Source organism: Pseudoalteromonas lipolytica (genome assembly GCF_900116435.1).
Taxonomy (GTDB): Bacteria; Pseudomonadota; Gammaproteobacteria; order Enterobacterales; family Alteromonadaceae; genus Pseudoalteromonas; species Pseudoalteromonas lipolytica.
Window position 1 is genome coordinate 14,849 of the sequence record NZ_FPAZ01000011.1, and the last position, 23,658, is coordinate 38,506.

At 42.3% G+C, this 23,658-nt stretch carries 20 protein-coding genes; 12 read left to right on the forward strand and 8 right to left on the reverse strand.

The genetic code is table 11. The features are described 5' to 3' along the window. Positions 1-2 precede the first annotated feature (2 nt). The gene (gene rraA, locus BM378_RS12595; RefSeq protein ID WP_036973221.1) at positions 3-503 is read right to left on the reverse strand and encodes a ribonuclease E activity regulator RraA; all 501 of its coding nucleotides are present in this window, start codon (positions 501-503) and stop codon (positions 3-5) included. Positions 504-744: 241 nt separating this feature from the next. Between rraA and BM378_RS12600 the strand changes: the two genes are divergently transcribed. The 3 genes from BM378_RS12600 (at position 745) to BM378_RS12610 (ending at position 4,313) form a co-directional block, all read left to right on the forward strand. Next, positions 745-1,281, forward strand: a complete 537-nt coding sequence (locus BM378_RS12600) for a phosphatase PAP2 family protein (protein WP_065978289.1) — start codon at positions 745-747, stop codon at positions 1,279-1,281. Further along, positions 1,278-2,327 (forward strand): MJ1255/VC2487 family glycosyltransferase, encoded by a 1,050-nt coding sequence (locus BM378_RS12605; protein ID WP_036973219.1) that lies wholly within the window; start codon positions 1,278-1,280, stop codon positions 2,325-2,327. The genes BM378_RS12600 and BM378_RS12605 overlap by 4 nt, the downstream gene beginning before the upstream one ends. Positions 2,328-2,432: 105 nt before the next feature. Continuing rightward, positions 2,433-4,313, forward strand: a complete 1,881-nt coding sequence (locus tag BM378_RS12610) for a methyl-accepting chemotaxis protein (RefSeq protein WP_074989334.1) — start codon at positions 2,433-2,435, stop codon at positions 4,311-4,313. A gap of 73 nt (positions 4,314-4,386) precedes the next feature. Here BM378_RS12610 and BM378_RS12615 read toward each other — a convergent pair whose 3' ends face one another. From BM378_RS12615 to priA, 5 genes are all read right to left on the reverse strand, one after another. Further along, the gene (locus tag BM378_RS12615) at positions 4,387-4,761 is read right to left on the reverse strand and encodes a gamma-butyrobetaine hydroxylase family protein (RefSeq protein ID WP_074989335.1); all 375 of its coding nucleotides are present in this window, start codon (positions 4,759-4,761) and stop codon (positions 4,387-4,389) included. A gap of 79 nt (positions 4,762-4,840) precedes the next feature. Further along, a complete protein-coding gene (gene hslU / locus BM378_RS12620; protein WP_036973213.1) occupies positions 4,841-6,169 on the reverse strand; it encodes an ATP-dependent protease ATPase subunit HslU in 1,329 nt (442 codons plus the stop codon). An 11-nt stretch (positions 6,170-6,180) separates the two neighbouring features. Next, positions 6,181-6,699 (reverse strand): ATP-dependent protease subunit HslV, encoded by a 519-nt coding sequence (gene hslV / locus BM378_RS12625; RefSeq protein ID WP_008115012.1) that lies wholly within the window; start codon positions 6,697-6,699, stop codon positions 6,181-6,183. Between the two features lie 80 nt (positions 6,700-6,779). Beyond that, on the reverse strand, positions 6,780-7,310 hold the full coding sequence (locus tag BM378_RS12630) for an SPOR domain-containing protein (protein ID WP_065978292.1): 531 nt from the start codon (positions 7,308-7,310) through the stop codon (positions 6,780-6,782). 17 nt (positions 7,311-7,327) lie between these two features. Beyond that, positions 7,328-9,508, reverse strand: coding sequence for a primosomal protein N' (gene priA, locus BM378_RS12635; protein WP_074989336.1), 2,181 nt, complete (start codon positions 9,506-9,508; stop codon positions 7,328-7,330). A gap of 246 nt (positions 9,509-9,754) precedes the next feature. Here priA and rpmE point away from each other — a divergent pair, with 246 nt between their 5' ends. Both rpmE and BM378_RS12645 read left to right on the forward strand, forming a co-directional pair. Continuing rightward, complete coding sequence (rpmE, locus tag BM378_RS12640) at positions 9,755-9,970, forward strand: 50S ribosomal protein L31 (protein ID WP_036973208.1); 216 nt, start codon at positions 9,755-9,757, stop codon at positions 9,968-9,970. Between the two features lie 524 nt (positions 9,971-10,494). Beyond that, positions 10,495-11,736, forward strand: coding sequence for a malic enzyme-like NAD(P)-binding protein (locus BM378_RS12645; protein ID WP_065978294.1), 1,242 nt, complete (start codon positions 10,495-10,497; stop codon positions 11,734-11,736). Between the two features lie 122 nt (positions 11,737-11,858). Here the strand turns inward: BM378_RS12645 and metJ are convergent, their stop codons facing one another. Next, positions 11,859-12,179 carry a met regulon transcriptional regulator MetJ gene (gene metJ, locus BM378_RS12650; RefSeq protein WP_036973203.1) on the reverse strand — a complete coding sequence of 107 codons (321 nt, stop codon included), beginning with the start codon at positions 12,177-12,179 and terminating at the stop codon, positions 11,859-11,861. Positions 12,180-12,402: 223 nt separating this feature from the next. Here metJ and metB point away from each other — a divergent pair, with 223 nt between their 5' ends. After that, positions 12,403-13,668 carry a cystathionine gamma-synthase gene (gene metB / locus BM378_RS12655; protein ID WP_074989337.1) on the forward strand — a complete coding sequence of 422 codons (1,266 nt, stop codon included), beginning with the start codon at positions 12,403-12,405 and terminating at the stop codon, positions 13,666-13,668. Between the two features lie 4 nt (positions 13,669-13,672). Beyond that, complete coding sequence (gene metL / locus BM378_RS12660) at positions 13,673-16,018, forward strand: bifunctional aspartate kinase/homoserine dehydrogenase II (protein ID WP_074989338.1); 2,346 nt, start codon at positions 13,673-13,675, stop codon at positions 16,016-16,018. A gap of 85 nt (positions 16,019-16,103) precedes the next feature. Here metL and BM378_RS12665 read toward each other — a convergent pair whose 3' ends face one another. Further along, complete coding sequence (locus BM378_RS12665) at positions 16,104-18,614, reverse strand: penicillin-binding protein 1A (protein WP_074989339.1); 2,511 nt, start codon at positions 18,612-18,614, stop codon at positions 16,104-16,106. A gap of 132 nt (positions 18,615-18,746) precedes the next feature. Here BM378_RS12665 and BM378_RS12670 point away from each other — a divergent pair, with 132 nt between their 5' ends. From BM378_RS12670 to BM378_RS12690, 5 genes are read left to right on the forward strand one after another with little or no spacing between them, the layout of a single operon-like run. Next, entirely contained in the window at positions 18,747-19,826 is a 1,080-nt protein-coding gene (locus tag BM378_RS12670; RefSeq protein ID WP_074989340.1) for a pilus assembly protein PilM, read from the forward strand. Further along, a complete protein-coding gene (locus BM378_RS12675; protein ID WP_074989341.1) occupies positions 19,814-20,386 on the forward strand; it encodes a PilN domain-containing protein in 573 nt (190 codons plus the stop codon). Before BM378_RS12670 ends, BM378_RS12675 begins: the two co-directional genes overlap by 13 nt. Further along, on the forward strand, positions 20,376-20,981 hold the full coding sequence (locus tag BM378_RS12680) for a type IV pilus inner membrane component PilO (RefSeq protein WP_036973195.1): 606 nt from the start codon (positions 20,376-20,378) through the stop codon (positions 20,979-20,981). The genes BM378_RS12675 and BM378_RS12680 overlap by 11 nt, the downstream gene beginning before the upstream one ends. After that, positions 20,978-21,514: a pilus assembly protein PilP gene (locus BM378_RS12685; protein ID WP_036973194.1), complete on the forward strand. Its 537-nt coding sequence runs from the start codon at positions 20,978-20,980 to the stop codon at positions 21,512-21,514. The genes BM378_RS12680 and BM378_RS12685 overlap by 4 nt, the downstream gene beginning before the upstream one ends. After that, entirely contained in the window at positions 21,501-23,582 is a 2,082-nt protein-coding gene (locus tag BM378_RS12690; RefSeq protein WP_065978298.1) for a type IV pilus secretin PilQ, read from the forward strand. The genes BM378_RS12685 and BM378_RS12690 overlap by 14 nt, the downstream gene beginning before the upstream one ends. The last annotated feature ends 76 nt before the right edge of the window (positions 23,583-23,658 follow it).

The following is a 23,658-nucleotide window of genomic DNA, read 5'->3' on the forward strand; positions in this document are numbered from 1 at the left end:
GTTTAGTCTTCTTCTATTACGTCGAACTCTAATTCATCAGCAGATAATATAATGCCGGTGCTATCAGCGTAAACAAAGTCACCATCAAAGAATGAGACACCCGCAAAATTAACGCCAATGCCGTCTTCACCGGCTCCTTCACTGTCGGCAGCAACAGGAATAGACGCAATTGCTTGAATGCCTAAATCTAATTCTTCAAGGTCATCAACATGGCGAATAGCACCATATACAATAATACCTTGCCAGTTATTTTCTAATGCGATTTCAGCCAGCTCAATATCAATTAGTGCGCGGCGGGTTGAACCACCACCATCAATTAACAGTACACTGTCGGTACCATCTGTTGATAATATTTCGCGGATCAGCTCATTGTTCTCAAAACATTTTACGGTTCTAACTCGACCACTGAAACTTGGGCGTCCACCAAAATTGATAAACATAGGTTCGAGCACATCAACCACATCGGCAAAGTGGTCGCATAAATCAGAAGTGCTGTAATCCATTTTTTCATCCTCTAAAGAGACTGTCTGTTTAGTACTCAGTATACCCTGATACAACTCAATAACAACGACTTAATACGTGTTTATTACTTTAAATCAAAGGAATCAACTCACCGCAACATTAGTGTCTCAAAAGCGTCACCTAATTGTTATTTTTAACACCTAAGCTGAGATGAGTAGCCCTCTTATAAAGAGGTCATGTTTGTATTAAAAACAGACACAAAGTATGACAAGGAGCTTGGCCATGGCAAATAACATACTGACGAAGTTAGCAAAAGTGGATGAACAGTTGTTTTTAAGCGTATTTAACGATGCATCGCCTAATTGGCTTAGACGCTCAGCAATCGGTCTATCAAAAACCGGCGATGGTGGGCTATACCTGATGTTATTTGTGGGGTTTTGGTGGTTCAGCGAACAATTACATTTCCAGCAGTTTGCCTTGAGCCTGTTGGTTGGCTTTGCTATAGAGCGACCCATTTATTTTTTGGCTAAAAAACGCATTGCTCGAGTCAGGCCTTGTGATTGTTTAGTGCAAGGGGCTTACCTGGTGCCCAGTGATAAGTTTAGTTTGCCCTCGGGGCACAGTGCTGGTGCGTTTGTTGTTGCGACTATTTTAACGATGTACTTCCCTGCTTTTATGGCTGTGTGGTTTATCTGGGCGGCAGGCGTTGCGGCTTCACGGGTTGTCGTGGGCGTGCATTATCCAGCCGATGTGATTGTTGGTGCGGTGATAGGGTCGAGTTGCGCTGTGCTTGCTGTGATGGTGGTGGAATATATATGAGAATTTTGTACGGTATTCAAGGTACAGGGAATGGTCACATAACACGAGCTCGGGTTATGGCAACAACATTCAATGCATTAGGTGTCGATGTTGATTATGTGTTTTCGGGCCGCCGTGAGCACGATTACTTCGATATGGATGAATTTGCTAACTACCGAGCGTTTCGTGGTTTATCGTTTACCAGTAAATCGGGGCAAGTTGATAGCTTAAAAACACTCAAAAATGCTCGGCCATTGCAGTTAATCAAAGATATAAAAAGCCTTGATTTACGTCACTATGATTTGGTGTTTAATGATTTTGAGCCGATCACAGCATGGGCGGCTAAACAGCAGGGGGTGCCGGTTATTGGTATGAGTCATCAGGCGGCATTTTTGTCAGATAAAGTGCCGATGTTTGGTCGCTCATTTTTCAGAAGAGCGTTAATTCGTCATTATGCGCCCGCTAATGTTTATTTAGGTGTGCATTGGCAACCTTATGCAAAAAATATTATTCCTCCGTTTATTGCGGCTCATCAGCATAATAATCCTGTCATGGTTGAAAATAAGGTGTTAGTTTATTTACCATTCGAAAACTTAGACAGTGTAGTCGACTACCTAAAAGACTTTCCCGAGCGCGAATTCTATTGCTACCACCCTGATGCAGAAAACTCATCAATTGGAAATATTCACTTAAGATCACCATCACGCGTCGGTTTTTTAAATGATCTTGCCAATGCGGGGGGAGTGATAGGAAATGCTGGATTTGAACTGGCCAGTGAGGCCTTGCAATTGGGTAAAAAGCTGCTGTTAAAGCCGCTTGGTAAGCAATTTGAGCAAGGCATAAATGCACAGACTTTATTGTCAATGGGGGCGGCGCATGTCATGAGCTATTTAAATCCCTATGCCATGGATGACTGGCTGCAATCAGCACAAAACAGAAAACTGAATTTTCCTAGCGATCCGGCTCCTTTGGTTGACTGGTTACAAAAAAGACAATGGCAACAACTAGATAAATTGCACTACCACTTGTGGCAACAGGTTGATATTGAAAAAAAAGTTATTGTTTAAACCATTCGTATCAACGACAATGCCCGGCAACATTAGCTACTTTTATTAGCTGCTTTAAATAGTTTAGCTATACTCTTATATGCATGTATCTATAGGGCGCTCTGAATGAATGTATTACAAAACTTAACTATAAAACGTCGTTTACAATTAAACGCGTTAGTTGTTGGTCTTGCAATGATTGTGATGCTATGTGTCATTATCTTTGAGTCTCGCACGATGCTAAAACTCAATGAGACAATTCAAAATGCGGAGGAGCTTGATATTCATGAGCTTTCTATGCGTAAGCATGAGAAAAACTTTCTGTTTTACAAAGATGTAAACAGCCTTAGCTTATTTGAAAATGAGTACACACAACTTAAAACAAAAATGGCGCGATTAGATGAATTGCTAAACGATTTATCGATGAACACAGATAAGTTAGGCGAGTTTAGACGTCTAGCTAAAGTGTACTACGATGATTTTAACAGCGTTGTAGAGTTACAAAAACAAATAGGTTTACACCCAAAAGATGCGCTTTATGGTGATTTGCGTAACGCTGTGCATCAAGTCGAAACACTATTAAGTGAGCGCGAAGATTACCGTTTACTCACTTACATGTTGCAGTTACGCCGCGCCGAAAAAGATTTTATGCTGCGATTTGACACAAAATATCTGACCAAGTTTGATGAATTAGTCGCTGATTTTGAGTCCGCCATTAAAGTAGCTGAGCTTGATGGTAACTACGAAAGTCAATTACTGGCTCTTTTGTCGACCTATCAAACTAAATTTAAAGCACTCGTCGATGCACAAGTCTTACTCGGTCTAGACTTAGATTCGGGTGCCTTGGGTAAAATGAAGCAAAGCGTTGAGATGAGTGATGCCATTGTTTCTGAACTGACCGATGAGACAAAAACATTTGTTGAATCAAGCGCATCGCAAGCACAGTTAATTGCTTTAATGGTGTTTATTATTGCAAGTGCTGTTGTGATGATTTTGGTTTACTTTACCAGCCGTTCAATTATTCAGCCTATTGAGCGTGTATACCATACAATTAATGAGATTCGTCGTAGTAACGATTTAAGTATTTCGATTGAGCAGTCGGGCAAAGACGAAGTGACGATTATGACGGTTGATTTTAACAGCTTAATTGGTGATTTTAAAAAGCTGATTTACGAAGTTAACACGGCACTGAGTACGCTTAATATCGCGACTGAACATTTATCAGAAACCACATCAGCAACCAGTTCGGGTATGCAAGAGCAGCTGCATGAAGCCGATATGGTTGCAACTGCTGCAACTGAAATGCAGGCAACCATTCAAGATATTTCGCATAATACCGAAGCAGCGGCTAAAAAAGCAGAGTCAACCAATTTAAGTGCCCAACAAGGTCGCTCAGAAGTTGAGTCAACGGTCGTACAGATTAATCATTTATCTGAGTCGCTTGGAAATGCTTCGAGTGTTGTGTCGCAATTAGAAAAAGATGCCGAAACGATTGGCTCGGTGCTTGATGTGATCCGTGGCATTGCTGAACAAACGAATTTACTCGCACTGAATGCTGCAATCGAAGCGGCGAGGGCCGGTGAACAGGGACGCGGTTTTGCTGTGGTTGCTGACGAAGTTCGCTCGCTTGCACAACGTACACAAGACTCAACTCAAGAAATTGAAAGCATTATTACGACCTTGCAAGGGCGTACCCGAGAAGTTGTCAGTATTATGCAGCAGTGCCGTAATCAAGGTGGCGAAAGTGCCGCTCAGGCAACGAAAGCAGGTGAGTTACTACGCTCTATCACTGAAGACGTGCAAACGATTATGGATATGAGTACGCACATTGCGACGGCGATTGACGAGCAAAGTCAGGTGGCTTCTGAGGTTAACAAAAACGTGGTGCGTATTCGAGATATTGCTCAACAAGCCTCTGGACATGCAGTCACTAATGCACAAACCAGCGAGGAAGTCTCTGAGCAGGCTCGCGTGCTGTACCAAGCAATTGATAAGTTTAAAGTGTAGGGATTCAGTAACAGATAAATTTAAAAGCGCGCAATTTTGTCGCGCTTTTTTGTTTTAGGTGGCGCTAATAAAACTAAGGTACAAACTTTATTGGTACGCTGTCTTTATTCGCTTCGTGCTCATGGACACGGGTTTGGTATTGTTGCCAAAGTGAGTCTTTATTAGCCTGTAAATCGGCTAAATAATGCCAGCTGTATAAGCCGCTGTTGTGATTATCGCTAAATACTAAACGAAGCGCATAATGACCAACTGGCTCAATTTTGCTAATGCTTACTTGGTGCTTATTTAGTACCAGCTTCATGGGCTCATTACCATGGCCTTGTACTTCGGCTGAGGGTGAGTGAACACGTAAGAACTCTGCACTAAAGCAAGCACTCGACTCATCGTCAAAGTAAACGTCTAGTACTTTGCTTACGCTGTGATAATGCACTTTCGTCACTTCTTTCATAGTAAACCCTATCATTGATTTTTAAGCTAACAAAAAAGCCTCCAACAGGAGGCTTTTAATTATAACGATAATTTAGTGATTAAAGAATAAAGCGACTTAAATCTTCGTCTTCAACCAATGCGCCTAGGTGCTGCTCGACGTAATTAGCATCAATTGTGAGCGTTGAACCCGCTTTTTCAGAAGCATCGAATGAAATTTCTTCCATTAGCTTTTCCATCACAGTGTGTAAGCGACGTGCACCGATGTTTTCGGTTTTTTCGTTTACTTGCCATGCGGCTTTAGCAATACGCTCAATTGCGTCTTCAGTGAAATCAACGTTAACCTGCTCTGTTTTCAACAGTTCGCGTTGCTGCTCTGTAAGCGATGCATGTGGCTCTGTAAGGATACGTTTAAAGTCATCGGCGGTTAACGCTTCTAGCTCTACGCGAATCGGTAAACGACCTTGTAGCTCTGGGATCATGTCTGACGGTTTTGCCATTTGGAATGCACCAGATGCAATAAATAACATGTGGTCAGTCTTAACCATACCGTGTTTAGTGCTCACTGTTGAGCCTTCGATTAATGGCAGTAAATCGCGTTGAACACCTTCGCGGCTTACATCTGGGCCTGACGCTTCGCCACGCTTACAGATTTTATCGATTTCGTCGATAAATACGATGCCGTTTTGCTCTACAGCAAAGATAGCTTGCTCTTTTAACTCTTCAGGGTTAACAAGTTTAGCGGCTTCTTCTTCAACTAATAGCTTGAAAGCTTCTTTGATTTTCAGCTTGCGCTTACTGCGCTTATCACCGCCCATGTTTTGGAACATGCTTTGTAACTGGTTGGTCATTTCTTCCATACCAGGCGGAGCCATGATCTCAACGTTAGGCTGTGCTTGTGCAACATCAATATCGATTTCTTTATCGTCTAATTGGCCTTCACGTAACTTTTTACGGAACGACTGACGTGTCGAAGAGTTTTCATCAGAACGTGATTCACCAAACGTATCACGTGCTGGTGGTAGTAGGGCGTCGAGAATACGCTCTTCTGCCGCTTCTTCAGCTCGGTGCTTGAATTTTTTGGTTTGTTGTTCACGGGTCATTTTGATTGAGATATCAACTAGATCACGAATGATCGTCTCAACTTCTTTACCAACATAACCCACTTCAGTGAATTTTGTTGCTTCGACTTTAATGAAAGGCGCATTAGCTAGTTTAGCAAGGCGACGTGCAATTTCGGTTTTACCGACACCGGTAGGGCCAATCATTAAGATATTTTTTGGCGTAACCTCAGCGCGTAATTCGTCGCTAAGCTGCATGCGACGCCAGCGATTACGCAGTGCGATTGAAACTGCTTTTTTAGCTTTTGCTTGGCCAATAATGTGTTGATCAAGCTCGTGAACGATTTCTCTTGGAGTCATCTCAGACATGGCAGTTCCTATTACAATTCTTCAATAGTTTGGAAATTATTCGTGAATACACAGATGTTGCCTGCAATTGTTAGGCTTTTCTCTACAATTTCACGGGCACTTAGGTCGGTATTTTCAAGCAGGGCTGTCGCAGCAGATTGTGCGAAGTTACCACCACTGCCAATGGCGATAAGGTCGTTCTCTGGTTGTACTACGTCACCATTACCGGTGATGATCAACGAGGCGGTTTCGTCAGCAACGGCCAGTAGCGCTTCAAGCTTTCTGAGTGCGCGGTCACTTCGCCAATCTTTGGCCATTTCTACTGCGGCCTTGGTGAGGTTACCTTGGTGCATTTCTAGTTTGCTTTCAAAGCGTTCGAAAAGGGTGAAGGCATCAGCAGTACCGCCAGCAAAACCAGCGATTACTTTGCCATTATAAAGACGTCGAACTTTGCGGGCGTTGCCCTTCATTACGGTGTTACCAAGTGAAACCTGGCCATCGCCACCAATAACGACCTTGTCGTCGCGGCGAACACTTACAATAGTAGTCATGATTATTCCTCATCATCGAGCGGCGAAGCCGCTCGTAAAAAGCGATTGATGAGGTGTTTATATGGGTGAATGAGCTAAAATCAAGTCCAAAGCCAAATTCCACAGCCCATTATTTTAATGCGCTTGAGTTTGTTTTTGTCGCTTTCTGCCAGACGTTTGGTTTCGTAAGGGCCTAAACGCACTTTATACCAAATGCCATTACTGCCTTCTACGCGTTTAACTTCAGACACTAAGCCTGCAAATGCAATCTTCGCTTTTAAGGTTTGAGCTTGTTCCAGCGTTCTAAAAGAGCCGCATTGCATTACATAAGGGCCTTTTTGCTCAATCTCTTTTACTTCAACCTGAATTTCGTGTTCTTTTATTTCTTTAATAAACTCGGGTGGTTTCGGTTTTGGAATAACCTTTTCTTCTTCTGATTTTGTTGGATTAGCTTGCTGCTCAACAAGTTCAGGATCGGCATTATGTTTGATATACCATAAACCATACCCAAACCCACCCAGCAAAATAAGGGCGACAAAGACAAGAACAATAGGGAACGGCTTTTTTGCCGGGGCTTGTTTTTTATTATTTCGATTTGATGGTTTTTTATTTATGTAATCGTGTTGTGCCATGACTTTTTTATTGGCCTTTAAATCATATCTATTGGATCAACGTCTAAGCTCCAACGCACCTTTTGCGCTAATTTACTGGTGCTTATATAGTCAACCATTTGCGCTAAATATTGGTGTAAGTGGGAGCGCTCCAGCGCTTGAATATGTAACTGAAACCGATATTTACCTGCTACACGCTCCAATGGCGCAGGGATCGGTCCGAGCAATTGTATACCAGATATGTTCTGGACAGGAACCAAATCAGTTAAAAAATCCATGACTTGATTTATGTTATGTCCTTCGGCACGCACAATTGCCATGTTTGTTATGGGGGGGAGCTGAGCATCTTCTCGTTCTGCAAGGGCATAGCGCGCAAAATCTTGATAGCCATTATTCACTAAATCTTGCAATAGTGGGTGCTCAGGAAAGTGAGTTTGTAACAGTACTTGTCCCGGTTCACCACTGCGTCCTGCACGGCCTGCAACCTGAGTGACAAGCTGTGCTAAATGTTCTGTAGCGCGAAAATCACACGAGTACAAACCACTATCAACATCTAAAATAAGCACTAAACTGACATCGGCAAAATGATGGCCTTTCGCAAGCATTTGCGTGCCCACCAAAATACGCGCCCCCCCTTGATTTATGTCGTCGAGGGCTTTTTCTAAGCTGCCTTTACGACGAGTTGAATCTCGGTCAATGCGGCTAATGGGTATATCAGGGAAAGTTTCTGCTAAAAACTCTTCAATTTGTTCCGTGCCTTTACCATTAGGAAAAATCTGTGTGCTGCCACAATCGGGGCATTGATGGGGCACTGCATGCTGCTCGGAGCAATGATGGCAGATCATTTGTCCAATTGCTTTGTGGAATGTGGCACTGGTACTGCAACGTGAGCACTCACTTAACCAGCCACACTCATGACATATGAGTGTGGGAGAAAAGCCGCGTCGATTTAAAAACACCATGACTTGCTTGCCGCGCTCAAGATGTTGACGCATATAGGCCAAACTTGCATGGGCAATACCGGCTTGTTCGGGTTGGCCTTTCATATCCATTAAGTGAAATTGGTTATCAGTGCTGGTTTGCGCACGCTCCGTTAAGCTCAATAGTTGGTACTTGTTATTTATTGCTTTATGTAACGTTTCGAGAGCGGGAGTTGCGCTACCTAGTATCAAGGGTATTTGCTGTTGATAAGCTCTGTAGGCTGCTAAATCGCGAGCATGATAACGCAGCGTATCTTGTTGCTTAAACGAGCTGTCGTGCTCTTCATCAACAATGATCATACCAAGTGATAAAAAAGGTAAGAAAATACTCGAACGGGTGCCGATAACAATGGCGCAGCTGCCTTTTTCGCAGAAACGCCATGTTTGCAAGCGCTCGTTGTCGGTTAATGCTGAATGCCAAAGCATAATAGGGGTATCGGGAAAGCGACGGCGAAAACGATTAACGGTTTGTGGTGTTAGCCCAATTTCGGGCACTAACACCAGTGCTTGCTGGCCTTTTTTTAGAACCTCTTCAAGGCACTGTAAATACACTTCTGTTTTACCACTGCCGGTAACGCCTTCAAGTAAAAAACAGGTGAACCCACTTGCTTGATTAATCGTTGTGCATGCAACGGCTTGTTCTTTGTTTAGGGTTGGTTTACTGCCAATTGTTGGGGCGCGTTGCTGCCATTGGTTATCATGTTCGATAAACTGTTTAATGAGTTCTTTTTCGAGCAAGCTATCAATGGTTTTTTTATTAAAGCCGAGTGCTTTTAATTCGGTTAAAGATGACTTGCCTGACTGCGCTAGCTGCTTCAGCAAATTAAGTTGTGTTTTTGCTTTGAGTGAAGGTAATTTTGCACCTTTGTCGGTGAGTTCAACCATATTTATACTGGTTTTGTCTGGGCATTCACCTTGGCGTAGTGCCGCTGGAAGCGCTGTATGAATTGTTTCACCAAGTGGGTAGCAGTAATAGCGAGCAGTAAATTTTAGCAGTGCTAAGTGTTGCTCAGATAAAATAGGGGCATCGTCTATAACATCAATAATGGCTTTAATTTTATCTTCGGGTACATAGGTACTGGTTTTGATTGCCAGTACGACTGCTATCTTTTTTTGAGAGCCAAAAGGCACACGCACACGCATGCCTACTCGCAGCTCAGGGCTATGTAGCAGCTGCTCAACTTTATAATCGAAGGTACGCTGTAAAGGGACTTTTATGGCAACTTCTACAAAGTGCATAACAACTCAACTGAATTAAGAATAGAAAAAATAGCGTGTGTTGCTAATGTACTAAAATTAGTGCTAAAAACCTACCAACAAATACTGAACGTTTGATGACTTGTTTATTTTTTTAGCTAAAGATGAATTTAAAGCTTGTCGAGAGGCTGCTTGAGCTATAAAATACGCGACCTATTAATTGTATTAACGACGTATGGTGCCAGACTTCGGGTTTGGAGAGCGATGCGGCCTTAACTAGAGGTTCCTATGAAAGAAGGTATTCACCCTAAGTACGAAGCTATCACTGCAACTTGTTCATGTGGTAACAAATTCGAAACTAGCTCTACTTTATGTAAAGACATCCACTTAGACGTATGTTCTGAGTGTCACCCGTTTTACACTGGTAAGCAAAAGATTTTAGACACTGGCGGCCGTGTTGATCGTTTCAACAAGCGCTTCGGTGCACTTAGCAGCAAGAAGTAATATCTGCTGTTTAGTTGAAAGAAGCACCCTTTGGGTGCTTTTTTTATGCCTGAAATTCAGAACCATTCTTTTTTATATCCCATGCCTACACGCTTTATGTGCATAACTATTTCTGCTTGTTATGCCCAATATATCGCTAATAATGCAGACAAATAGTGATCCCTTCGCTATATTTTGAATGATATAAATGATTCCAAAAGTTGTAAAAAGTAACAATTTATATGAACTTCACCTATAAATGCTGTTAAGTTCGTTAAAGTTGCTTACTTTGCTAAGTTTCGGTTATTTGCTGTGTTCGTGCCTATAAAATACAAAAACAGGTGCTTAAATGGCCACAAATAGATGAATTTTTATCTGTTGTGAATTAAAACTATGTGCAGAAATTGTTGGGAAATCCTTTAAAATTAAGCGATATAGCATATAACAGGATAGACCTGATAATACTTGGAATTTTTATATATTACAGGTATCGTACAGATGCAAGCCCTCTCACTTTTTAACTTATTGCAGGATACTATCGCGTTATGTCAGATTTTCGTGAACAAGCATTACATTACCACGCTCACCCCGTTCCAGGTAAAATTAGTGTAGAACTAACTAAACCAGCAGAAACGGTTAATGATCTCGCTCTAGCATATAGTCCAGGTGTCGCAGAGCCCGTCCGTGAGATAGCAGCCGATCCAGCAAATGCCTATAAATACACCGGCAAAGGTAATATGGTTGCGGTTATTTCAAACGGTACCGCAATTTTAGGCTTAGGCAATTTAGGTCCGCTTGCATCAAAACCTGTGATGGAAGGTAAAGCACTTTTATTTAAACGCTTTGCAGGTTTAGACTCGATAGATATCGAAGTAAAACACCGCACGACAGAAGACTTCATTAATACTGTTGCAAATATTGCCGATACGTTTGGTGGTATCAACCTAGAAGATATTAAAGCGCCAGAGTGTTTCGAAATTGAAAAAGCGCTTATTGAGCGTTGTAGCATCCCTGTTTTCCACGATGACCAACATGGTACTGCAATCGTAACAGCAGCAGGCATGCTAAATGCGCTTGAAGTACAGGGTAAAGATATCGAAGACGCGATTATCGTGTGTTTAGGTGCCGGTGCAGCAGCGGTTGCATGTATGGAACTACTTATTAAATGTGGTGCATTGCGTGAGCACATTTATATGCTTGACCGCAAAGGCGTGATCCATACACGTCGAGATGACTTAAACGAGTATAAATTGCTATTTGCTAACAATACCGATAAGCGCACTTTGCAAGATGTGATAGCCGATGCTGATGTATTTGTTGGTGTATCTGGCCCTAACTTATTAACCGCTGAAGATTTAAAACTGATGGCAGATAAGCCGGTGGTTTTTGCATGTTCAAACCCTGATCCAGAAATCGCGCCAGCTGTTGCACACGGTGCACGTAATGATTTAATTATGGCAACAGGGCGTTCTGATTACCCTAATCAGGTTAATAATGTATTGTGTTTCCCATTCATTTTCCGCGGTGCGCTTGATGTGCGTGCGACATCAATCAATGATGAAATGAAAATTGCAGCGGTGCATGCTATTCGTAGTATTGCGAAAGAGCCTGTGCCTAACGAAGTGCTTAAGGCGTCGGGTGTTGATTCACTTGAGTTTGGTGCTGAGTACATTATTCCAAAACCAATGGACCCACGCTTATTACCACGTATTGCACGTGCTGTTGCAGAAGCAGCCGTTGAGTCTGGTGTGGCGCAAATTGACATGCCAGAAAACTACATGCGTTAAATAATTAGGTACCTATTCGTTTGATTAAGCGGGTAGGTATAACTAACTGCAAATAAAAAACTCAGCCAAGGCTGAGTTTTTTTATGTCTGAGAAATCGGCTACGATCCGGTGGCCGAAATATTTACTCTGAATCAAGTACGGGGATATCTAACCCCATTTCTTGCATAATTCTTTTTACTTCTTCAGGTACTTTTTCAGGGTTATCTTTACGAAGGTCGTCATCATTCGGTAATGGTTGACCTGTAAAAGCGTGTAAAAAGGCTTCGCACAGTAGCTCACTGTTAGTGGCATGACGAAGATTATTAATCTGACGACGCGTGCGCTCATCAGTTAATACTTTTAATACGTTCAGCGGAATTGATACGGTAATTTTTTTTACTTGCTCTGATTTTTTACCGTGTTCTGCATATGGGTGAATGTATTCACCGTTCCATTTAGCCATAAGTTGTTTCGTTGCCTCGGTTGTCAGTTGTTTACGCCTTATCCACAGCGCAAGATGCGGAAATTCTATCGCTTTAAAAAAGATAGTCAAATACTAGTTATTTAGCCATCTAGTCGTGTAAATGTATAAACTTCTATGTAATGGCGATAAATGCTTTGACTTCTCATATTTGATCATCTAACCTTTTAGACGTCTAAACATCCAATTCTAAGTAGGTGATGAAATGAGTGAAAAAAATAAAGCGACGATTGCTGTTCGTCATGGCATTGAAGCCGATAAACACCACGGTGCAGTCGTTCCACCAATTTACTTATCAACCACTTATTCGTTCGCTGATTTTGATACTAAGCGCCAATATGACTATGGCCGCAGTGGTAACCCTAACCGTGATATTTTAGCCGAAACACTCGCTGAACTAGAGGGCGGAGCTAAAGGCATTATTACTGCGACAGGCATGGCGGCTGTTCACTTAACGACACAGCTTTTGAATAGCGATGATACCTTGGTTATTCCACATGACTGTTACGGCGGTAGCTATCGTTTATTTACCTCATTAGAGAAGCGCGGTTTACTGAAACTAAAAGTGCTTGATTTAACAAAAGCTGAAAATCACCAAGAAATCTTAGCGATAAAACCTAAACTGATCTGGATTGAAACACCCAGTAACCCCATTTTACGCCTAACAGATATTAAAGCGATTACCGCCATTGCTAAACAATCCGGTGCACTTGTTGCGGCTGATAACACGTTTTTATCGCCGGCCTTGCAAAACCCGATTGAGTTTGGTGTTGATATAGTCGTGCATTCAACGACTAAATACATTAACGGTCACTCTGATGTGGTTGGCGGTGCTGTTATTGCAGCAACGCAAGAGTTGGGTGATGAACTGGCTTGGTGGGCAAATAATATTGGTATTACGGGTGCACCGTTTGATAGTTATCTTACTCTGCGTGGTTTACGCACTTTAAATGTGCGTTTAAAACAGCACCAAGAGAATGCGTTTGCAATTGCAGAATATTTAGAAGATTCACCGTTTGTGAGCCAAGTATATTATCCCGGTCTCGCTTCTCATCCTCAGCATGCGCTCGCTAAAGCACAGCAACGCGGTTTTGGTGGCATGGTGAGTTTTGATATTAAAGGCGACATTAATGATGCTGCGGCTTTTCTAACAGGCCTTAAAGAGTTTAGCTTAGCCGAATCATTGGGGGGCGTTGAGAGTTTAATTTGTCACCCTGCGACCATGACTCATGCTGGAATGGAGGCAAAAGCTCGCTTAGAAGCAGGGGTGGGTGATACGTTAATTCGTATCTCTGTTGGCATTGAGGATGTAAAAGATTTAATTGCCGATTTAGACCGTGTTTTCAATTTAGTTAAACCAGGTCAGGGGCAGCAAGCCACTCAGAGCAACGCGAAGCAAACGCACACGCAAGCCAATACGCAACAAAGCAGCACTTTTAAGTTAACGCCAGCACATACGGCATTGTGGTAGAAAAATGGTAAATATTGTTCATAAATTTGGTGGCTCAAGCTTAAGCTCTGCAGAGCGTTATCATGCTGTGGCAAATATTGTTTTAGCAAATACGCAGCAAGGTGATTGTGTGGTGGTGTCTGCATCGGGCAAAACAACCGACACCTTGGTAAAACTTTGGCAAAGTTATCAACAGCAAGATAACCAAGCGGTTAGTGATATTTTATTGCTGATTGATAATAATCAGCGCGCCTTAATAGAGCAGCTGTTAGTAGCAAAAAACAAGCAGCAGGCATTGGCACAATTAAAAGATGAGCTGGCGCTATTAAATATACTTATTGCTAAACAGCAACTACAAGAAGCCGTGTTGCTAGCACATGGAGAAGTATGGTCTGCGCGTTTATTAGCGGGCTATCTAAATCAGCTGGGTGTGGCAGCACAGGATGTGGATGCACGGCAGTTATTTACATTAAATGATGGCCAACTATTGCATCAAAAGAATCAACAGCAATGCACCGATGCGATCAGTAAAGTAAAGATCAATGTGGTGACAGGCTTTATCGCTGCAGATTGTCAGGGTAAGACGGTAACACTGGGTCGTAATGGCAGTGACTACAGTGCGACCTTGTTAGCAAGCTATACCTTTGCCAAGCAAGTGTCTATTTGGACTGATACCCAAGGTGTATTCAGTACAGACCCTCGTAAGGTGAAAAACGCCGTTAAATACGCAAAAGTGTGCCGAGAGCAAGCTAATTTATTGGCTCGCTTAGGTAACCCTGTTTTACATGCAAAAACCTTATCACCGCTTAAAGACAGCGACATTAAACTTGTTGTAAGAAGTAGCTTTGATTGTGATGCCAGCCCAACTGAGGTTGTAAAAGAAGGGTATAGCAAGGCGAAGCGTTTTATTACGACCTTAGATAATATCGATTTACTGCGTGTTGATACGCTAAGCACAGGTGAAGTGGGGGAGCTGAGTCAGCTAATTCAGCACAGTTTGCATCATTTTGTGAAAGAAGGTGATACCTATTTGCTGGTACCAGGGCACAGTACTCATCAAGTGGTGAGTCACCTTGCTGGGCGGGCTAATATTGTTGAATCTAATTTAAGCGGCTGCGCGGTTGTGGCACCAAGTAGCGATGTGAGCCAGTTAGCTGAACAAGCAATTTCGCTCCTTAAAGAGCAAAGTATTCATCCACGCTTTGTACAACAAGATCAGCAGTATGTGTTGCTACTAAACGATCAAGCTATAGACAGCGATGTACTGACCCTGTTGCATGATAAATTGGTCAACAAGGGTCAAGAACTGGCTATTATCGTGGCTGGGCTGGGTAATGTTGGTGAAGTCTTTCTATCACAGTTACAGGCTCAGTTTGTTAGGTTATCAGCTCATTACCAGATTAAAGTCGTGGCATTATTACGCTCAAAGCAAATGCTATTTAGTGCCAGTGGCTTGAACACAGAAACGTGGCAAGCGCAGTGGCAAAGTGAAGCCCAACACTACGATAAAGAAACACTGCTAACACGTATTAGCGAACTTGATTACGAACACAAAGTGGTGATTGATATCACCGCCAGTGAAGCGTTTAGCCAATTATACCCAGCACTCGTTGAGCTTAATTGTCATTTAATTAGTGCCAATAAATATGCAGGCACAGCGGCAAATGATTGGTATCAAACATTGCGCTCTAATTTAGCTGAGCGTAATTTGTTGTGGCGTTATAACACCAGTGTAGGGGCCGGCTTACCAATTAACTTTGCATTGGCAGACTTACAAAATAGTGGTGATAGTATTCATCGTATAGAAGGGGTTTTTTCGGGGACGCTGTCGTGGTTGTGCAGTTGCTATGATGGTAACGTTCCGTTTACTGAACTTGTGCTACAAGCGCAGCAAATGGGCTACACCGAACCTGACCCGCGTGAAGATTTATCTGGCCGAGATATGCAGCGCAAGTTACTTATTTTAGCCCGCGATTTAGGGTTAGATTTAGAGCTTGATGACATTGCATTAACGCCATTGATGCCTGAAGAACTGGCAACAGGAAGTTGGCAAGACTTCCTTGCGAACAGGCATTTGCTTGATGCATTCATCGAAGAAAAGGCTGCCATTGCACAGGCCGAAAATAAAGTTGTTCGCTACACCGGTGCAATTACGCTCGTTGATGGTAAAGCGAAAGCAGCCGTTGGCTTAGTGAATGTTGCACACGATGATGTATTAGCTAGCTTAAAGCCGGGTGATAATATTTTTGTGATTAATTCGCAGTGGTACACAGACAACGCGCTCGTCATTCAAGGCCCTGGTGCAGGAAAAGAAGTGACTGCTGCGGGAGTTCATTCAGACCTTTACTGGTTAGTGAATAACTTAAAATAATTTTGCTGATCTTAGTTTAAATAGCTAAGCAAAAAGCGCCCAATGGGCGCTTTTTTATTAGTCTAATAAAGGTGTTAAAGACTGTTTAGAACAGCTCTTCCTCTGTAGAAAGTGACTCTTCAAACACATTAGTCGGTTGCTCAAGGACATACTTCGTCGGAGCGGTGCCTTTAATAAAGTACTCAAAGCGACTGGTGTAATCATTTTTATGGCTCAGTAACCCTGTTGCTAAATCAATGCGCACAGACACTAAGCCTTCTGGAAACTCAATCGGTGCCTCAGGCATACCATCTAAAGCAACTCGCATAAAATCAACCCAAGCTGGTTGAGCCGTTTTTGCGCCTGATTCAGCCCCTGATATTTGTGACTTATCAAGGTTACTGTTGTAGGTTGAACGACCCAGTGGGTTGCCTGGGTTATCAAAGCCAACCCACACAGAGGTCAGTACATTGCGATTAAAACCACTAAACCATGTATCAACAGAGTCATTCGTGGTTCCGGTTTTACCTGCTAGATCACGGCGATCAAGCGCTTGTGCACGCCAGCCAGTACCACTCCAACCTGTTTTATGTGCCCAGCTTCCGCCACCCCAAATTGCGCTGTGCATTGCTTGCGAAATTAAGAAAGCATTTTGTTTTGAGATGATACGAGGCGCGCAGCGAGGCTGAGCATTGTGTTCTAATTCTGTGGCCACCAGTTGGCTATCATCAAGTGTTGCAAAATCGGGCGTGACCTTTTGCTCTGGGGTATCACAGGCAAGCTCTGGTGTGGCTTTATATAAAGTTGTTCCAGCAGAATCTTGAATTTCAGAGATGTAATAAGGCGTAATTAAGTGCCCTCCATTTGCAAAGGCACTCATGCCGCGTGCAAGCTCAAGAGGCGTAATAGAGGCACTCCCTAATGCCAGCGACTCACTGCGGTTAATGTCGCTATTCAAAAAGCCAAACTTTAATAAATGATCTGCTGTGCGCTCTAAACCAACACCGCGTAATAACCGAACTGAAATAACGTTTTTAGATTGTGCTAAAGCACGACGAATACGAATAGGGCCATTGTAAACTGCTGGGCTATTTTTAGGACGCCATGCAACACCTTGGCTTTTGTCCCATTGGTTAATGGGGGCATCATTTAAGATTGAGGCTAAGGTATAGCCATTTTCTAACGCCGCTGAGTAAATAAATGGTTTAATATTCGAACCTACTTGGCGCTTAGCTTGTACTGCACGATTATATTGGCTTTGCTCAAAACTATACCCTCCCACAATGGCTTTTATGCGACCATCTTGAGGGTCAAGTGATACTAAGGCGCTTGATGCTTCGGGTACTTGGCTTAAAATATAACTGTCATCTGGATTCTTACGTAGCCAAATTTGTTCGCCAGCATTGAGAATTTCGGTGGCCGTTTTCGGTGCAAAACCTTGGCGATAACGGGTAATGTATTTACGTGCCCATTTTAGGCCATCCCACTCAAGGGTTATATGCTCGCCATTTTTTAGTAATACCTGCGCAGATTGCTCAGCAACATTAGTGACTACGCCCGCACGTAAAGGGCCAAACTCTTTCACGTCTTTTAGTTTATCTAAAATAGCGTCTTCGCTAAGCGGACTATCCGTATTGCTATCCCAAAGCTGCGCGGTGGCGCCTCGGTATCCATGGCGCATATCGTAGGCATGTAGATTGTCGACGAGCGCATCTTGGGCTGCTTGTTGAATATTAGACTCAACACTGGTGTATACTTTAAAACCGGTGTTGTATGCACGTTCGTGGCCGTAACGGGCCACCATTTCTGCACGCACCATTTCAGATATATACGGTGCATAGACTTCAATTTCTGCCCCATGAAATTTAGCGGTAATTGGTGCGTTAATGGCTTCTTCGTATTCACTCTGGGTAATATATTTTTCGGTTAACATACGGCCAAGAACAACATTTCGTCGACTTTTTGCGCGTGCAGGGTTACGAATGGGGTTTAAAGCCGAAGGCGCTTTGGGGAGACCTGCAATCATTGCCATTTGAGGCAGTGTAAGCTCATTCAGTTCTTTACCGTAATACACTTGTGCAGCAGCACCTATACCGAATGCGCGGTTACCTAATTCAATTTTATTTAAATATAATTCGAGAATTTCATCTTTGCTTAATATGCTTTCTATGTGCAAAGCAATGAAGATCTCTTTCACTTTACGGATGTATGCTTTTTCACGAGTTAAGAAGAAGTTACGGGCAAGTTGCATTGTTATAGTACTTGCGCCTTGTTTCTTTTCTCCTGTAGATATGAGTACAATGGCTGAGCGGATGATACCGATAGGGTCGATACCAATATGTTCATAAAATCGATTATCTTCAGTTGCTAAAATAGCATCGATTAAAGGCTGGGGAATTTCATCGATTGTGACCGGAATGCGGCGTTTTTCACCGAATTGGTTAATCAATAAACCATCTCTAGAAAATACTTGCATAGGTGTCTGTAATTGAACGTCTTTCAGTACCTGAACGCTAGGAATATCAGGTTTAACGTAATAGTATAGACCGACTAAAGTGATTAGTCCTAAAAATGAGCAGATGATAATAAATTGTAAAGTTCGTTTTAATAAAATCACTTATATTTTCCCTAAATGGACTCCCAATTAGAATCGGAGACTGCTAGTATATATTGATTAAAAAATGAATAATATTTTTTCAGATAAAAATTATAACTTGTTTATTATTAAAACAAAGGCCAAGTTGCAAACATGCTAAGTCAGCTATTTAAAAAGCCTTCATCTATGATGGTAGGGATCGACATTGGATCGCACTGCATTAAAGCAGTGTTGTTGCAGGAGACAGACACAGGTTTGCGACTTGAGGCGTTAGCTATAGAGCCAATGCCAAAGGGAGCAATGTCTGAGCGTACAATTCAAGACATTGAAGCGATTGGCAATGTTATCGCTAAATTAAAAAGGAAAATACCTAAATCTGTTCAGGCTGCGGCAGTAGCCGTGTCTGGTCAAACCGTGATCACCAAAGTGATTTTCATGGATGTATCATTAACTGATGCTGAATTAGAGTCGCAAATTGCAATTGAGGCAGATAGCCTCATACCGTACCCACTTGATGAAGTAAATATAGACTTTGAAAAACTCGCCATTAATGAGGCCGATCCGAGCAAGGTTAATGTATTGCTCTCAGCTGCCCGTACAGAAAGTGTTGAGGCACGCGTTGGTGCTTTAGAAACGGCTAATTTAAAAGCTAAAGTGGTCGATGTAGAAAGTTATGCACTTAGTCGAACGATGGATGTGTACTACCAGCAGTTGCCAAGCGATGCGTACAATAAGTGTGTTGCTGTGGTTGATATTGGTGCCGTGCTGATGTTAGTGAGCGTGGTACAAGCGGGTGAAACTATTTATACCCGTGACCAAGTGTTCGGTGGTGATCAATATACAAATAGCATTGTTGCTTACTACAACAAAAGTTTTGATGAAGCTGAAATCGGCAAAACAACCGGTGATTTGCCGCCTAATTACACCTTTGAAGTATTGGCACCTTTCCAAACATCGTTGCTACAGCAAGTAAGACGTGCGGTGCAAATGTTCTTAACCACAAGTGGCAAAGATCATGTTGACTATATCGTTTTAACCGGTGGCACGGCGATGATTGAAGGGTTAGATCGCTTACTCATTGAAGAATTAGGAATTCATACTGTGGTTGCTGATCCTTTCGCAAACATTGAGGTTTCTCCAAGAGTTGATCGCAATGTGCTGCAGCGTCACCGAACGCAGTTTGCGATAGCTACTGGGTTGGCGTTAAGGAGCTTTTCATCATGCCACATATAAACCTACTGCCTTGGCGCGAACAACAACGTAAAGAATCACAGAATAAATTTGTGACAGTACTTTTTGCAGTTGTGGTTATCAGTTTCTTAAGTATGTATATATTAAGCTCTTTTTATAGTGGTTTACGCGAAGGGCAAAATATAAAAAATGATTTCTTAAATACAGAAATTGCCTTGCTTAATCAGCGTATCCGCGAGATTAATGATCTTGATAAGAAAAAAGAAAGCCTTCAACAACGCATGCGACTCATTGAAGAGCTACAAAGTAGTCGTAACCTTGGTACGCAGATTATGGATGAAGTGGCAAAAATAGTGCCAGCGGGTGTCTATCTTACCAAGCTTGAGCGCCAAAATGACCGTATTCATGTGATTGGTCGCAGTGAATCTAACAATCGCTTATCGACGATGTTACGACAAGTGCAAAGCTCTTATTTGTTAGAGCGACCCGTAATGCAAGGCATTGTTGCAGGTGAACAAACATCTAGGCTATTGAGTGATTTTAATATGGATTTTTACGTTAAACCGTTTGATAAAATAGGAGAAGCACCTAATGAGCCTTGATATCAAATCGTTAACTGAAATAGATTGGAATGAAATAGAACTCGAAAACATGGGCGATTGGCCCATTGCTGTAAAAGCACTGTGTTGTGCGTTTGTTGCGGCAATCGTGTTGTATTTCAGCTATAGCTTGTTAGTGTCAGACGAAATAACCAGCTATCACGCCGCGGTTGCAAAAGAAACCGAACTGCGCAATACGTACAAACAAAAATACGCTTTAGCCAGTAAATTAGAGTTATATCGTCAACAAATGGTCGACATGGAAGAAAAGTTTTCACAGCTTTTAAAACGCTTACCAACGTCGAATGAAACACCGGGGCTCCTTGACGACTTATCGTATGTGGGGACAACGAGCGGCTTAACCTTTTTGAAGATTGGCTGGTTGCCGGAAATTAAAAAAGAGTTTTACACCGAATTACCCATTAAAATTGAGGTAATAGGAACCTATCATGAGTTTGGTGACTTTGTTGGCAAAGTGGCACAGTTACCACGTATTGTGAGTTTGCATGATTTTACCATTCAAACGTCTAACGAGAATGAATTAACCTTTAGCGTTGTGGCAAAAACCTACCGTTATGAAGGGGGGCCTAAGAAATGAGAAAGCTCCCGTTAATTATTGTTATGAGCTTGCTTCTCAGCGCCTGTAATGATGATACTTCAGAACAAAAAGAGTTTATTGATCAGGTAAAAGCGAGCACGACCCCTGAGGTTGAGCCTATTCCTCAAATGGCAAAGTTTGAATATTTTGAATACAGTGCAGGTGAGTTACGTAGTCCGTTTGTCGCTCCAAAACCAGAAATAATTCAAAATAACTTGGTTCAAGTTAAAAACTGTTTACACCCAGACCCTGACCGTGTTCGTCAACCACTTGAAAAATACCCGCTCGATAACTTGTCAATGAAAGGCACTATCGGTAGTAAAGGGAGAACCTGGGCATTGATCAAAGCCGCTGACGACACGCTATATCGTGTCACAGAGGGTAATTATCTAGGTTTGTATCATGGTGAAATAAAAGAAGTGCACGACAATTATATACAATTATTAGAATTAATTCCTGATGGGTCTGGTTGTTGGAAAGAGCGTCTGACAAAACTAGAAATGTTAGAGGCAGATACAAATGGTGCAAGTTAATCGTATGAAAGGTAAAAATAAGATGCATAAAGGAATGGCTTGGTTAGTACACATGCACAAATTTATGTTGGCGGCATTGGCACTCTTAATGACGCAGACAGCGATTGCTGCTCCTCTTCTCTATGATGTGCGTTATAACCCCTTGATGAAAGGCGAAACGCAATTACAGTTAGTGTTTGATGAGGCCCTTACCTTTGAGCCAAAAGTGCAAGTGTACAATTCGCCTGCACGCATTGAGATGTTATTTAGCGATGTCGGTGTAGATAACAATGTCCGCGATGTTGAAATAAATCAGGCGGGTATTAAACATGTCAGCAGCACAATGACATCACAAGGCTTGAAAGTAACCGTTTCTTTAGAGCGTTTAAAAATTTATAAAACGACTGCGAAAGATAACATCGTCACTTTACACGTATCAGACAACCCAATCACCACCGATGAGTCGGCTGATCCGCTATCAGCAAAAAATAATTACATTAATACGGTGCAATCAATTGATTTTCGTCGCGGTGATAAAGGCGAAGCGCGCTTACTTGTGTTTTTACAAGATACGCAAGCGGCAATCGATGTACATGAAAGCGGTGGTAAAATTGTTGCAGAATTTCACCATACAGACATTTTAGACGATTTATTATATCAATTAGATGTTCTTGATTTTGGCACTGTTGTTAGCACGATAGAAACGTTTAAAGAAGATAATTTGACGCGCATTGTAATTGAACCTAATGCCGCATTTAAATTTACGCATCAGCAGATCGAAAATATCTTTACTTTGACCGTCGAAAAAGATGACTCACAACGCGCATACCTTGATGGCGGTATTGAATACCAAGGTCGCCCAATGACCTTAAACTTTCAAGATATTCCGGTCCGTGCTGTGCTGCAAATTATCGCAGGCTATAACGAGTTTAACCTTGTCACCAGCGACTCAGTGTCAGGTAACATCACATTACGCCTAGAAGGTGTGCCATGGGATCAAGCACTCGACGTGGTGTTAAAAGTGAAAGGCTTAGACAAACGCATGGATGGCACCATTTTAATGGTGGCACCGTCTGAAGAATTGGCTGCTCGCGAAGCGAAAGAGTTAAAAGCAAAACAGCAAGTTGAAGACCTAGAGCCTTTATACAGTGAATATATTCGTCTTAACTACGCGAAAGCGGAAGAGTTCGCCGATTTATTAAAAACCGACACTAACAGCATCATTTCTGCACGTGGCAGCGTGTCGGTTGATAAGCGCACCAATACACTATTAATTAAAGACACCGCTAAGAGCATAGAGAGTGTTCGCCGTATGGTTGATACGCTTGATATTGCGGTGCGACAAGTTGTTATTGAGTCTCGTATGGTGACGGTTCGTGATAACGTACAAGAAGACTTAGGTGTGCGTTGGGGCTTTAGTGACCAGCAAGGCACTGATGGCTTAGCGGGAACACTTGAAGGCGCTGAAACGATTTCAAATGGTTTGATCCCGAACGTCGCTGATCGTCTAAATGTTAACTTACCAATCTCAAACCCAGCAGGGAGCATTGGTATGCATGTTGCGAAACTTGCCAATGGCACTTTAATTGATCTCGAGCTGACTGCGCTTGAAGAAGAAAATAAAGGTGAAATCATTGCCAGCCCTCGTATTACCACAGCAAACCAGCAAAAAGCCCGTATTGAGCAAGGTACTGAAATTCCCTATGTAGAGGCTGCTTCAAGTGGTGCAACAACGGTGAGTTTCAAAAAGGCGGTATTAAGCCTTGAAGTGACACCGCATATCACGCCAGACAACAAGGTGATTCTTGACCTTATTATCACTCAAGATACACGAGGCGATACGGTACAGACTCCAACAGGCCCTGCAGTCGCTATTGATACGCAACAGATCCAAACACAAGTGTTGGTTGAAAATGGCCAAACCGTCGTACTCGGTGGTATTTTTCAACAACAAATTGTGAACTCAACAAAGAAAGTACCTCTACTAGGTGACATTCCATATTTAGGTGTGCTGTTTAGAAGTACGAGTGAATTTAATGAAAAAAGAGAGTTGCTAATCTTCGTAACACCAAAAATTCAGATAGATTAAGTGTTTTTTTCTTAAGCAACGAGCAATTCGCAGGTTTAATTGCTCGTTATGAGGCTTTTTACGCTAATTGACTTGA